The following is a 13,452-nucleotide window of genomic DNA, read 5'->3' as shown; positions in this document are numbered from 1 at the left end:
AGCCCCGCCATCCAAGTGCCCGTATATTCGGTAAAGCTTCTCTTGCAGGACTTGCATTTATAGCGCTGTGCACCCTTGTCCTTTCCGAAACGGACATATTTGGTATGGCCACAGTGCGGGCACTCGCCCATCATATTGTCGAGAAGATGTCGGCGGGAGGCCTGTGCCCTTGGACTTCCCGTAGTCACATCGTGCTTTTCGATATCCTTGAGCAATCTCCGCCTGTCCACCAGAGGAAGCGAAAGGATCTTTTGTTTTAATTCTTCTAGTTCCATACCTAAAGATACAAATAATAGCTATTATAAACTAGAGCCAACAATTATTAAAAGAGATCTTGGAGACCGTAGACCACAGTTTCCATACCATACCCAAGAAAGATGTAGCCCAAGGGATTACCTCATTTGCAGATCTTAGGAAGAGTGATATGATAGCCTTTATTAATCGGAAACATTTTTTCTTCGGTAGCATATTTTCAAGGCCGTTAGTTAAAGAGATAGGTTATAAAGCTAGCATACCAATTTTAGCATTACACTAATAAAACTATTATGAAAAATTTTGGAATTTGGATGGACAAGGAAAAAGCTCACATTGTGATGCTTGCAGGGGAACAGGTAGGGTTTGAAACTATCATGTCTGAACTTGAATTTTATAGACCTTCTGGCGGATCTGGTACTAGATCAGCAAAATGGGGACCCCAAGACGTAATACAAGACAGCAAATTTTTAGAGCGGGAAAAGCATCAATTAAAAACCTACTTCAGCCATCTTGCCAACGCCATTAAAGATGCAGATGCCATAGCACTTTTTGGCCTTGGAGATACCAACGAAAAGTTTAAAAAAGAATTAACCAACAATTACAAGTCTATAGCTGCAAAACTGAAAACGGTAATCAAATCTGATAGCATGACAGAAAACCAAGTGAAAGCTTTGGTGCGGAATTATTTTAATAAAGGAAAGTAGTTGGTTAAAACTTAATCAAACACCGCTAAAACGCTACGTATTTTTGGAGGTAAAATAGATCAAAAACTATATGATAGAATTACTCGACTTTTTTGATAATCCTATTATTACAAGGATTACAAAACTTATCCTATGGATAGTCTTCGTTGTACTAATCATAGGTTTTTTGAGGAAGCTTTTAAAAAAGCGGATAAGTGATGTCTCTATACGATATAAAGCCCAAAAAGGAGTTGAAGTATTTGGGTATCTGCTTATCGGTTTATTGATATTGATATCCTTTACAGTAGAAAATATAGAAAACTACACCGTAATCATTGGTCTTTTTACTGCAGGAATCACTTTTACGCTGCAGGAACTTATCCTTAGTATAGCAGGCTCTTTTTATATCTTCTTTGTTCGAGTTTACAAACCTGGAGACCGGATAGAGATTAATGGAATTAAGGGAGATGTTATTGATATAGATAGTATTTACACTACTATGATGGAGATTGGCGAATGGGTAAGTAGCGATAATTATTCTGGTAGAATAGTAAAAATAAGTAATGCTTTTGTCTTTAAGGGTCCTATAAAGAACTATTCCATGGACTTCCCCTTTGTTTGGGACGAATTGGATATCCTAATCACCTATGATTCCGATGTGGAATTGACTAAAAAAATAATGTTGGATACCGCTACAAAATTGCTTTCGGAATATACAGAAAGCTCTTTGGAAAAATGGGAGGAAATGGTAGCGCACTACTATATTGAAAATGCAAGACTAGAACCAACCTTAGCCTTACGTTTAACGGATAATTGGATTGCGATAAATTTAAGATATATCACAGATTACAAGTTAAGGAGGGCAACAAAGAATAATTTGTATTACCAAATATCACAGGCAGTTTTGGGTACCTACGGGAAGGTCACCCTAGCATCAACCACATTACAATTACTAAAAGTACCCGAATTGGATATAAACATAAAAAAATAGCTTAGGGATAAGGGGTGATCTATTTTAATTTTTAAATACATGAAAAATGAAATTACTAGTCTATAGCGCCAAAGAATTTGAAATCCCATTTTTGGAAAAAGCCAATAATGGAAAGTATCAAGTTACCTATTACAAGGAAGCCTTAGATACCCATACCGCAATTAAAGCTATTGGTTATAATTCCATTTCCATTTTTTCTGGGGACGACCCCTCCCTTATAGTACTAGAGGAACTATGGGATTTGGGGGTACGTAATATCACACTTCGCTCTACTGGTCATAACAACATACAGATCCACACCGCAAAACGCTTTGGATTTAAAGTTGCCAATGTACCTAACTATTCACCCTATGCTATTGCAGAACATGCTACTTCTTTACTCTTAACGCTAAATAGAAAAGTTATCTTGGCAAATTTAAGAGCCAAAAACTACAACTTTATTCAAAATGACCTATTGGGCTTTGACCTTAATGGAAAAACGGTAGGTATCATTGGTACTGGGAATGTTGGAGCTATTATGGTAAAGATTATGCACGGATTTGGTTGCCATATTTTAACCCATGACATAAAACCTAATCTAGATTTAGTTTCTAAATACGGAACACGATATGTTGGTTTGCAAGAGCTTTATTCAAAATCAGATATAATTAGTCTTCATGTGCCGCTAACACAAGAAACTCACTACTTACTTGATGATTCTGCTTTCAAGATTATGAAAAACAATGTTATTCTGATTAATACGGCCAGAGGCGCAGTGGTAGATACCTCTGCCTTGCTTACGGCATTAGGAAATCATTTAATTGGGGCCTATGGCACTGACGTGTACGAACATGAAAAAGGGACCTTCTTTAGGGACAACTCTAAAACCGGCATTAAGGACGATCAACTTAAAAAGCTACTATCTTTTTCTAATGTACTTCTTACTCCTCATCAGGGCTTTATAACCAGTGAAGCACTTACTAACATTGCAGAATCTACTTTTTATAATTTGGACTGCTGGGCAGAAGGAGTAACTGGCAAGAATGAATTGGGATGGCAAATAAACACTTTATAACAGCGGACTAAAGACTTTTCCAAAACCTTCTTTTAACTTCTCAATCCAGGGTCTTCCTACATATTCTTGATAAGAAAGCAGTCTGCTAATATTGGCATCTTTTAAAAAATCGTTACGGAGCAACTTTGCAAATTCCCTATCATAAATGATCGCATTTACCTCATAGTTCTGTTCAAAACTACGATCATCCAAATTTGCTGTCCCTATAGTAGAAACCGAATCGTCACTTACAATTATCTTGCTATGAAGGAACCCTTCTGGAAAGAGATAGATTTTTATGCCCGACTTAAGCAACGATTCAAAATAAGAACGCACGCACCACCCCACTATCTTACTATCTACCTTTTCTGAAACCATAAGACGTACATCTACCCCACTCCGTGCCGTAGTCTGTAAAGCCTGCATAATCGCTTGCCCAGGAATTATATACGGATTTGTAATATATAGGTAGTCCGTTGCTTTATTGATAATGGTAAAGCAGGCCTGTTCTAAAGAGGGGAAATCGTCATCGGGTCCACCAGAAACAATCTGCACTAAAGAATAATTCCTTTCCGCAATGGCAGTTTCTGTTATTACCAAGGGGTCTAATATTATCTGGCTGACCAAGTACCAATCCATCTCAAAAATAGTATTCAGGTGGCTTGCTGCTTCCCCTACTATTTTAATATGCATATCGTGCCAATTGCCCAAAGCAGGGTCTCCTTTTAGATATTTATCAGAAATATTAATCCCTCCTGTAAAGGCAATTATTCCATCTACTACAATTATTTTTCGATGGTTCCTATAATTCAGGGAAGAAAGAAAGCGCCCAAACTTAAAAGGAAGAAAAGGATACACCTCTACCCCAACAGCTAGTAATTTTTTTCGGTAGGCCTTACTCAGTGAAAAACTCCCTATACCATCATAAATCATCCGTATTTGAACCCCTTGGGCAATTTTTTCTTTAAAAAGCAATAATAAGCGATCTGCAAGCTCCCCTTCTTCAAAAATATAATACTGTAGATGTATTTGTATTTGGGCATTTTCCAAGGCCTTAAAAATAGCCTCGAAAGTAGTTTTCCCATCTTTTAGGAGACAAACCTCATTATGCTTCGTAGGTGGGAAGAAGGAGTTTTTATAAACCAATTTCATTAATTTTTTATACTCTCCATCTAGGGTAGACATATGGGAGGCAGTTGGTTTCGGTAAATTTAAAAACGCTTGTTTTTTAAGTTTGAGTAACTTATTCTTCCTTCTATTTCTTCCCAATAACAAATACAATAAAATACCACCAACGGGAACAGTAAATATAGCCAATAGCCATGCTAAGGATTTAGACGGTCTTACCCCATTTAGCAATACCACAATTACAATAGCAGCGGCAAAAAGAAAGTATAGTGAAACCAGAACTACAAACCACATAGTACCCATATTTAATCTGTTTAGTCCAATTTAAGGCCCTATGCTGCTAATTATCATGATTTTGGTCAGTTTTACAAAAGCCTTTCCCCATTGTCCACCCATATAAATTTGGAATAATGCGGTAACGAACCCATAAGAGACTCTTAACAAGATTGGAGTAGTTATCAATTTTAAGCAATTACTGGATCAAAAAAACAGAACCTTTAATCGCCTTATATCTAGTTGTATAAGGAAATAATTTTGCTCATAGAATAACTTTATCGTAATATTACAATCAATTTACACATAAGATGGGAGCCACTAAAACTGAAAAATTTACTGAAGAGCAGAATACCATTGCCTCATTCGCTAAAGTCCTTGGACATCCTGCAAGGGTAGCTATCTTGCAGCACCTATTTAAAATTAACTCTTGTGTTTGTGGGGATTTAGTAAACGAAATAGGTCTCGCACAACCCACCATTTCCCAACATTTAAAGGAACTTAAAAATCTAGGTCTCATTAAAGGCAACGTAGAAGGTACCAGCGTTTGCTATTGTATAGATACGGATAACTGGACCAAAATGAAGGAGATTATTTTAAAGTTTTTAGATCAGGACGTTACAAAAAATACTTGCTGCTAAAATGTTATAAGAAACTCTTTAGAAAATACCACAACCGTGTACAACATTTGGGCTTGTCTTGTTGTACACCTCCTCAGCAATACTATTAATCTCCTTACTACAGTTAACGGCTATACTCCTGCCACCACTTTTTCTAATTTCTGAGTAACATCAGTAGCCAATTCCTTTAAACTATCGTTATCAATTGCCATCATAGATGCTTTTGGGTTTACGGCGGCCACTTCTATATTGCCCTCACTTTTCTCTTGAACAATAACATTACAGGGCAGCATAGTACCCACTTTATCTTCTGCCAAAAGTGCCTTGTGGGCATAACCTGGATTACAAGCTCCTAGAATGGTATATTTTCTAAAGTCGACATCCAATTTGTTCTTTAATGTATTCTTGATGTCGATTTCTGTCAACACCCCAAAGCCTTCTTTTTTTAATTCTTCTTTTACCTTGTTAACCACCTCATCAAAGGTGCCTGTAACTGTTTTACTGATATGATATTTCATATGATCTTATTTAATTATTTAGTTATATGTATTCCAATTTATTAAAAAGTGGCTTTGTAAATATTCATAATCGCCAACTTCTACTTACTACTTTAAAAAATAAAGTTATGTCTTAAATCAAGTAACTGTAATGATCTTTATCAGGAGAAAACCTGATTTATATTTCTACTTACTGGTTCATGCTGATTTAGTTCCATCGACTCTATTAAATTACGATTTTTCAATTGAGAATGACCCAATTTAAGAAAATTGATCCAAATCAATTTGTTTTAAAGCTGACCAAAATCATATTAATCAACAGTATTAGCTTGTAATTTTGAGAGCATCTTGTACTATAAAGCAATAACAGGTGTAGAGGTGATGAACTCCCCCACTAAGTGAGGCTTAAATGCTTCAACACTTGCTGAAAATTGGTGACGATAGTTTTTATCCGAAGCTTTATTGGTCTGCCTTGAGTTAATTGACTTAGATAGGCTTTTTACAATGTGTATTCGTAGTGGAGAATTAGGAAATGGAACAAGATGAAATTTAATACAATATGAATATGAAGAACATACTTGTTGCCACTGACTTTTCTAATAATGCTTATTGCGCTCTATTTTACGCAACTCAACTACTTAAATCGCAACCGTGTACTTTTTATTTGTTGAACACCTACAATGAGCTTTCCCTTTTAGAAGGTGAAAATTTACCAGGTTTTAGAGGTAAAAAGGTGATGAACCAATTGAAAGCAGCATCCGAGGAAGGCCTAGCACGCACATCATATAGAATTGTTTTGGACAATGGGAATCCCAATCATCAATTTAAAACCATCTCCAAAAAGGGAGATCTAATTAAAAGAGTCCTCAAAATAATAGATAACAAAGAAATAGACTTAGTTGTTATGGGCAATAAAGGACAGAATCAAACAAGAGAGCTTTTCTTTGGTAGTAACACTATTAAAGTTGTAAATGAGATGACTAACTGCCCAGTACTAGCCATCCCAGGTGAAATGGATTATATAACTCCAAAAGATATAGCCTTTGTTACCGATTATAGAACAGGCTGCCAAGCAGAGACTATTGCCCCACTACTATTTCTCGCTACACTTTTAGATGCTTCTATTAAAGTTATACATATTAACGAAAGTAAAGTACTGAGCAACACCCAAGAAATCAATAGAGGACTATTAGGAACCTGTTTGGAAGGAATAACGCATTCTTACCATGAAATATATGAATTTAGTGATAAGGCAAAGACCATTGATTCTACACTAGATAAGTTTAAAATAGATCTGTTCTCTATGGTCCACAACCGACGAAGCCTTTTTCAACGATTAACGCGTGAACCTGTAATTAAAGACCTAAGTATGTATTCTGATGTACCTTTTTTGGTACTCCCAAATAAAGAAAGCAATTAGTACTATCAGTAACCTTTAAACTATAAAACAATGGCAGATTTAAATATAAGTGAAAGCACCAGCATCCTTAGAAACAATTATAACGGTCATTTGGCCTACATTTCCAATGGGAAGCCATATGTGGTTCCTATTACCTTTTATTTCGATCCAACAGATAATAGTATTATAAGCTATACAGGAGAGGGGCATAAAATAGATGCCATGCGAGAAAATCCATCCGTATCCATGGTTACTGAACAGATACAATCCTTGGTGAATTGGAAGTCGGCCTTAATCCAAGGTGAGTTTGAAGAGCTCGAAGGTAGTTTTGCAAGGCAAAAATTGCACGATTTTTTTGAAGGAGTCAAAAGTGTCATCCAACAGAAAGACAATAAAGAGGTTAATTTTATCAATGAGTTTTCTAGTAAATCCTATGGAAGAGGTGCTCCCATTGTTTATAGAATAAAAATTAAGGAGATTACTGGAAAGAAACGGGAGGCCTAAAGTGTACTCCAAACTCTTTACTTGTATATAAGATGCAAACCTTGGAATCTCGTAAAATAGATTTTCACCAGTACTGATTTTATCTAAGTTGAACCAACTTTAAATTCATTAAATCAGCATAATAACTCCTTAGCCAATAGAACCTTGTTAAGTCTAGAATAAATATTGTATATTTATTAACCAGATGGTTAAACCGTAAGGTTAAATATTAAAGTTAATAGGATGACAAAGCAAAAGAATCAAGATACTGAAGAGCAAATTTTAGATGCTGCTAAAAAAGTGTTTCAGAAAAAGGGCATGGATGGAGCGCGGATGCAAGAAATTGCGGATAAGGCGGGCATAAATAAAGCTATGCTCCATTATTATTATAGAAGCAAACAAATGCTATTTGAGGCGGTGTTTAGTAATGCTTTCTCTCTCCTTGCTCCAGAGCTGAACAAAGTTTTAAAGGACGACTCCAGCATAGAGGAAAAAGTGAGAAGTTTTACTCATAATTATATATCCTTTATTATGAAGCACCCCTATTTACCCAATTTCATAATTCAGGAATTGAACCGAAATCCGAATTTTTTTGAAACATTACGGAAAAATGCCGCATTCCCTAGTTTAGAAAAATTTGAAAATCAAGTAGCCTATGAGGTAGAGCAAGGCATTATAAAACATATAGATGGGAAACAGCTATTTATTCATATTCTTTCCCTCAATGTATTCCCTTTTGTAGCATCTCCGCTAATAAAAGGCCTTTTACATATTGAAGATAATGGATTTAAGATATTAATGGAGGAAAGAAAAACAGCTGTTGCCGAATTCATTATTGCATCCATAAAGAAGTAGTACTATCTATGAATTTGTCAACTAATAATACAACAATAGCACAAGGAACACCTGAAAAGGAATGATACAATACTATTATGAAATAAGCATGACCGAAATCTGGTCGCCAGCCCGAAAGATTCATTCTGGCGGACAAACACGAAGGAAGACATGCGAATCGCACCAACCTGAATGACGTAGTTGTACAGGCCCGCCAGAACGACCTATTCGTGCTGGTATGACCGTTAAAAAACAATAAATATTTCCATATGAAAAGTTATTTATTACTCCTTTTCATTTTTGCTTCTCTCTCTGCTTTTTCACAGCAGGTATTAACGTTAGAAGCCTGTTATGAGCTCGCGGAAAAAACATATCCTTTGGCAAAACAGCGTGTTCTGTTAGAGGAAAGGTCCAGAATGGAGGTAGGTGTAATTAATAAGGAGCGATTACCAAAATTAGATTTGAATGCCCAAGCAACCTATCAATCGGACGTAATCCATTTCCCAATAGCGCTACCAAATATTAGTATAGCATCTCCCAACCAAGATCAGTACCGTGCTACCTTAGATGCCAATCAGCTTATTTACCATGGGGGAAGTGTTGACGCGAATATCAAACTAAAGGAAGCAGAACTACAAACACAACAGCAACAAGTAGAGGTAACACTTTATGCTTTACGAGCACAAATTAATCAGCGTTATTTCCGAGTGCTCTTCCATCAGGAACAAGCCAAACTCTTGACTTCAAAAATGCATGAATTAGAAACAAGATTAAAGGAAATTGAAGCCGGGGTAAAACACGGTGCAATACTACCATCTGCACAACAAGCCTTACGAGCAGAAAGCCTAAAATTGGAACAACAACTATCTGAAATTAATTATGATCGTAAAAAAGAGTTAGCAAATCTATCAGCCTTAGTCTCCAAGGATATAGACAACAATAGTATCCTTCAAAGAGCTAATACCGATATTTTATCTGAAACTAATTCCGAGCGACCAGAACTGAAACTTTTCGATTTACAACAAAGTCAATTAGAAATCACCAAAGAGGTCATCTCCAAATCCAATTCCCCTAAATTAATTGGATTTGGACAAGTGGGATATGGAAATCCAGGCTTAAATATGCTAGACAACTCTTTTCAAGATTTCTATATGGTTGGTCTAAAAATGAAATGGAATGTTCTGGATTGGGGAACATCTAAAGAAAAGAAGAAAATGGTAGCGATTTCAAAGGAAATCCTTACTAGCGAGAAAGAAACTTTTGTCCTTAATAATGCTATTCAATTAGAAGAAGCTAAAAGCGATATAGCCAAGTTTACAGAAATGCTACAAACAGATGATGAGATTATCCAATTGCGAGAGCAGGTTTTAAAAGCTACGACCTCACAATTTAAAAATGGATCTATACCTTCTTCAGCATACATTACTGAATTAAACAATCTATACGAAGCAAAAATTACCCAGGAAATACATAAAACGCAGCTAAGCTTAGCCAGAGCTAATTATAAGCTGATTATAGGAAATTTATAATCAAGATACTGAGATGAAATCATTCAAATTAATTGTTCCAATAAGTTTCATAGCCCTACTACTGTCGTGCTCTAATGACCAAAAAGCAGATGGGTACGGTAACTTTGAAGCCACTGAGATCACTATTTCCGCGGAAGCTAACGGAAAACTACAATTCCTAAACATAGAAGAAGGGCAACTAGTAGAAAAGGGTGCTGTATTAGGATTGGTAGATACCGTCCAATCCTATCTAAACAAACAACAACTGCTGGCTACTAAAGCAACGGTAGCCTCCAAATCTGGCGGAGTATGGTCGCAAGTAGAAGTGCTACAAGAAGAATTGAAGAACGCAAAAATAGAGCAGCAGCGCTTACAAAATATGTTTGCCGATAATGCTGCTACCCAGCAGGAATTAGATCGAGCGAACAGTCGAGTAGACGTTTTAAAAAAGCAGATTAAAAATGTAGAGAGTAAAAATTCACCTATTATAAATGAAGGTAAAACTATATCGGCACAGGTGGCACTGGTTGAGGAGCAAATTACAAGGAGTAATATAACTAATCCAATAAATGGTACCGTCCTCGCCAAATATGCCGAGCCTGGAGAAATAGTTTCCTTTGGCAAACCCTTGTATAAGGTTGCCAATTTAAACCAAATGGAGTTGCGGGTCTATCTGAGTCAGACTCAACTATCAAATATTAAAATTGGTCAGCAGGTCACTGTTAAAGTCGACTCTGGAGATACAATGAAAGAGTATACGGGTAAAATAAGCTGGATATCCTCTTCGGCCGAATTCACTCCCAAAATTATTCAGACTAAAGAAGAGCGCGTCAATTTAGTGTATGCCGTAAAAATTATAGTTGAAAACGATGGAAGTCTAAAAATAGGAATGCCCGCTGAGATGTGGATCAATGGTCAGTAGATTCCCATTTATTCGATGAAAAGGAAAGCTGACCACAAATCATAAAACCTTCTCCTATGGGGAGAAATTTATAAACTCAAATTAAAATACGCATTATGAAGAAAACAATTTTAACAACGGTAATGATTGTAGCACTATTTATTAGCTGCAAGGAAATCAAGGAAAAAAGTAATACCTCTACAAATGTGGAAACTACAGAAACTATTCATGAAAACGTACACGAGGATGATAAAATGGTATTAAACAACTCTTGGGTAAACGAAATCCAACTAGATAAAGGTAACAAATGGGAAGCCAATATAGAAACCACGGAAGGAGTTGAGAGTATGTTGGGGTTGATTAAAGAAAATAATCCGCAAACTGTAGAGGACTATCATCAATTAGCATCAAAATTAAATGATGAGAAAAACTTTGTGGTAAAGGAATGTACTATGACCGGACCCTCACACGATAACCTACACGTTTTTCTGCATCCCCTTATTGAGAAAATTGATGCTTTAGGAAAAGTAAATTCTGTTGAAAACGGTAAAGAAACGATAAAGAGTATAAAAGAAAACTTAGACGGATATTACACTTACTTTAAATAAGCAAGATTATGGATAAACATGAATACAAGGTAAACTTAAAATGGGTAGAAGAGCGTAAGGGTATCCTCTCCTCTCCAGAATTATCAGCTGGTAAAAGTGCGACAGACAATAGTATTGAGGTGGCCACTCCACCAGAATTTCCCAAGGGCATGCCCCATATTTGGTCGCCAGAACATTTATTTACAGCTTCTGTGAGCGGTTGCTTGCTAACTACCTTCTTAGCCATCGCAGAGAACTCCAAATTGGAATTTACCTCCTTTGAGTGCGAGGCTATTGGAGTGATGGAAAAAGTAGAAAAGAGATTTCTAATGACAGAAATAATCCTAAAACCAAAACTGATAATCATGCACGAAAAAGACAGGGATAGAGCTGAACGAGTTCTTCTAAAGTCTGAAGAGGCTTGCCTAATATCAAACTCAATAAATACCAAGGTTTCCATGGAAATAACTGTAGCTGTGGTCTAATAATCTAGCCTGCTCAAGGTAATTAATGCCCATGACTGGAAAGAAAATATAAGACGCTGATAATACAATAAATACATAATTCAGGGCATTGGGTTTACCTGATGCCCTAAATATAAATCACAAATAATGGGTATTTCCTTAAGCAATATCGACAAGTCTTACAAGAAGCAAATAGCAGTACGGAACATTACTTTTGATGTAAATCCGGGGGAGTTATTTGGACTTATTGGGCCAGATGGTGCGGGAAAGACCACTATTTTTAGAATTTTAGCCACACTTTTATTGCCAGATAATGGGAAGGCAACCGTAGCAGGCTTGGATATAATTAAAGATTACAAAGCCATCCGAAATTCGGTAGGATATATGCCTGGGCGTTTTTCCCTCTATCAAGATCTTACTGTAGAAGAAAACCTCAACTTTTTCGCTACCATCTTCGGAACTACTATTGCCGAAAACTACGATTTAATCAAGGATATTTATGAGCAGATAGCCCCTTTTAAAGATCGCCGAGCAGGTAAACTTTCGGGTGGGATGAAACAAAAACTCGCCCTTTCCTGTGCCCTTATCCATAAACCTAAGGTGCTTTTCTTGGATGAACCTACCACGGGAGTAGATCCGGTTTCCAGAAAGGAGTTTTGGGAAATGCTCAAAAGATTGCAAAAACGGGGAATTACCATCTTGGTATCTACGCCATACATGGATGAAGCTGCCCTGTGTGACCGTATAGCCCTAATCCAAGAAGGCGAGATATTAGATATAGATACGCCTCAAGCTATTGTAGATAAGTTTCCAAAGGACATTTACAACGTTAAAGCAGACAACATGTATAAGTTGATACAAACCTTACAACGTTATGAACATACCTATAGCGTATTTCCCTTTGGAGAATTTGTACACTACACCGATAAAAGAGTCACTTTTAAAACGGAAGAATTACAACACTATCTAGAATCCTCTGGTCTCAATGCCATTACCATTGCCCCCACCCATGCTGATATTGAGGATGCATTTATGGAATTAGCGAAAAAATGAAAAACGAAAACGTCATAGAGGTAGAAAATTTAACCAAAGCATTTGGTGCTTTTAAAGCGGTGAATGCCATAAGCTTTGAGGTTAAGAAAGGAGAGATATTTGGTTTTCTGGGTGCAAATGGCGCAGGGAAAACAACCGCGATAAAAATGCTGATCGGAATTTCCCATCCCTCTTCTGGCAAAGCAAAGGTGGTGGACTACGATGTGTATACCCAACCCGAGGCTATTAAAAGAAATATCGGATATATGAGTCAGCGATTCGCACTCTATGATGACCTTACCGTACAAGAAAATATAAACTTTTTTGGAGGGATATATGGCTTGTCACGTAAAGTCATTAGGGAGAAGAGTAAAAACTTGTTAGTTGAATTAGGCATGCATGAAATTTCGAGCAAATTGGTAGGTTCCCTACCGTTGGGATGGAAACAAAAGCTCTCCTTTTCTGTTGCACTCCTTCACGAACCAAAAATTGTTTTTTTGGATGAACCCACAGGTGGTGTAGATCCTATTACCCGACGGCAATTTTGGGAAATGATCTATAAAGCTGCCGACCAAGGCACCACCATTTTTGTCACCACACATTATATGGATGAAGCCGAGTATTGTGATAGAGTCTCCATCATGGTAGAAGGGAAAATAGAAGCATTGGATACACCAAAAAATCTAAAACAACAATTTAAAGTTACTTCCATGAACGAGGTGTTTTTAAAATTGGCCAGGAATATTGAATAAGGAAAGATGATC

Annotated in this window: 16 protein-coding genes; 13 read left to right on the top strand and 3 right to left on the bottom strand. The window is 36.7% G+C overall.

Translation table 11 applies throughout. The features are described 5' to 3' along the window. Window positions 1-275, bottom strand: a 275-nt coding sequence (locus H344_RS21705) for an IS1/IS1595 family N-terminal zinc-binding domain-containing protein (protein ID WP_026810636.1), incomplete at its 3' end; no start/stop codon positions are given. Between the two features lie 270 nt (window positions 276-545). Between H344_RS21705 and H344_RS0112515 the strand changes: the two genes are divergently transcribed. The 3 genes from H344_RS0112515 to H344_RS0112505 all read left to right on the top strand — a co-directional run bounded on the left by H344_RS0112515 (window position 546) and on the right by H344_RS0112505 (window position 2,983). Further along, window positions 546-959 (top strand): hypothetical protein, encoded by a 414-nt coding sequence (locus H344_RS0112515; RefSeq protein WP_026810635.1) that lies wholly within the window; start codon window positions 546-548, stop codon window positions 957-959. 166 nt (window positions 960-1,125) lie between these two features. Next, window positions 1,126-1,929, top strand: a complete 804-nt coding sequence (locus H344_RS0112510; protein WP_240484980.1) for a mechanosensitive ion channel family protein — start codon at window positions 1,126-1,128, stop codon at window positions 1,927-1,929. A 46-nt stretch (window positions 1,930-1,975) separates the two neighbouring features. Then, window positions 1,976-2,983: a 2-hydroxyacid dehydrogenase gene (locus H344_RS0112505; protein WP_026810633.1), complete on the top strand. Its 1,008-nt coding sequence runs from the start codon at window positions 1,976-1,978 to the stop codon at window positions 2,981-2,983. Here H344_RS0112505 and cls read toward each other — a convergent pair. Next, a complete protein-coding gene (cls, locus tag H344_RS0112500; protein ID WP_240484979.1) occupies window positions 2,978-4,393 on the bottom strand; it encodes a cardiolipin synthase in 1,416 nt (471 codons plus the stop codon). The genes H344_RS0112505 and cls overlap by 6 nt on opposite strands. Window positions 4,394-4,674: 281 nt before the next feature. Here cls and H344_RS0112495 point away from each other — a divergent pair, with 281 nt between their 5' ends. Continuing rightward, window positions 4,675-5,004 (top strand): ArsR/SmtB family transcription factor, encoded by a 330-nt coding sequence (locus tag H344_RS0112495; protein WP_026810631.1) that lies wholly within the window; start codon window positions 4,675-4,677, stop codon window positions 5,002-5,004. Window positions 5,005-5,114: 110 nt separating this feature from the next. Here H344_RS0112495 and H344_RS0112490 read toward each other — a convergent pair whose 3' ends face one another. After that, window positions 5,115-5,501, bottom strand: coding sequence for a DUF302 domain-containing protein (locus H344_RS0112490; RefSeq protein ID WP_026810630.1), 387 nt, complete (start codon window positions 5,499-5,501; stop codon window positions 5,115-5,117). 544 nt (window positions 5,502-6,045) lie between these two features. On the opposite strand from H344_RS0112490, the gene H344_RS0112485 reads away from it, so the two are divergent. The 9 genes from H344_RS0112485 to H344_RS0112445 all read left to right on the top strand — a co-directional run bounded on the left by H344_RS0112485 (window position 6,046) and on the right by H344_RS0112445 (window position 13,440). Further along, window positions 6,046-6,900 carry a universal stress protein gene (locus tag H344_RS0112485; protein WP_026810629.1) on the top strand — a complete coding sequence of 285 codons (855 nt, stop codon included), beginning with the start codon at window positions 6,046-6,048 and terminating at the stop codon, window positions 6,898-6,900. A 30-nt stretch (window positions 6,901-6,930) separates the two neighbouring features. Next, window positions 6,931-7,383, top strand: coding sequence for a pyridoxamine 5'-phosphate oxidase family protein (locus tag H344_RS0112480; protein ID WP_026810628.1), 453 nt, complete (start codon window positions 6,931-6,933; stop codon window positions 7,381-7,383). 222 nt (window positions 7,384-7,605) lie between these two features. After that, entirely contained in the window at window positions 7,606-8,217 is a 612-nt protein-coding gene (locus tag H344_RS0112475) for a TetR/AcrR family transcriptional regulator (RefSeq protein ID WP_026810627.1), read from the top strand. 248 nt (window positions 8,218-8,465) lie between these two features. Beyond that, a complete protein-coding gene (locus tag H344_RS0112470) occupies window positions 8,466-9,725 on the top strand; it encodes a TolC family protein (protein WP_026810626.1) in 1,260 nt (419 codons plus the stop codon). A gap of 13 nt (window positions 9,726-9,738) precedes the next feature. Next, entirely contained in the window at window positions 9,739-10,626 is an 888-nt protein-coding gene (locus H344_RS0112465) for an HlyD family secretion protein (RefSeq protein ID WP_026810625.1), read from the top strand. Between the two features lie 95 nt (window positions 10,627-10,721). Beyond that, window positions 10,722-11,213 (top strand): hypothetical protein, encoded by a 492-nt coding sequence (locus H344_RS0112460; RefSeq protein WP_026810624.1) that lies wholly within the window; start codon window positions 10,722-10,724, stop codon window positions 11,211-11,213. An 8-nt stretch (window positions 11,214-11,221) separates the two neighbouring features. Next, the gene (locus tag H344_RS0112455; RefSeq protein ID WP_026810623.1) at window positions 11,222-11,677 is read left to right on the top strand and encodes an OsmC family protein; all 456 of its coding nucleotides are present in this window, start codon (window positions 11,222-11,224) and stop codon (window positions 11,675-11,677) included. Window positions 11,678-11,803: 126 nt separating this feature from the next. Then, window positions 11,804-12,709 (top strand): ABC transporter ATP-binding protein, encoded by a 906-nt coding sequence (locus tag H344_RS0112450; protein WP_026810622.1) that lies wholly within the window; start codon window positions 11,804-11,806, stop codon window positions 12,707-12,709. Beyond that, window positions 12,706-13,440: an ABC transporter ATP-binding protein gene (locus H344_RS0112445; RefSeq protein WP_026810621.1), complete on the top strand. Its 735-nt coding sequence runs from the start codon at window positions 12,706-12,708 to the stop codon at window positions 13,438-13,440. The genes H344_RS0112450 and H344_RS0112445 overlap by 4 nt, the downstream gene beginning before the upstream one ends. Window positions 13,441-13,452: the final 12 nt, after the last annotated feature.

The organism is Arenibacter latericius DSM 15913 (assembly GCF_000424985.1).
Classification (GTDB): domain Bacteria; phylum Bacteroidota; class Bacteroidia; order Flavobacteriales; family Flavobacteriaceae; genus Arenibacter; species Arenibacter latericius.
This window is presented reverse-complemented; position numbering and strand designations above follow the sequence as displayed.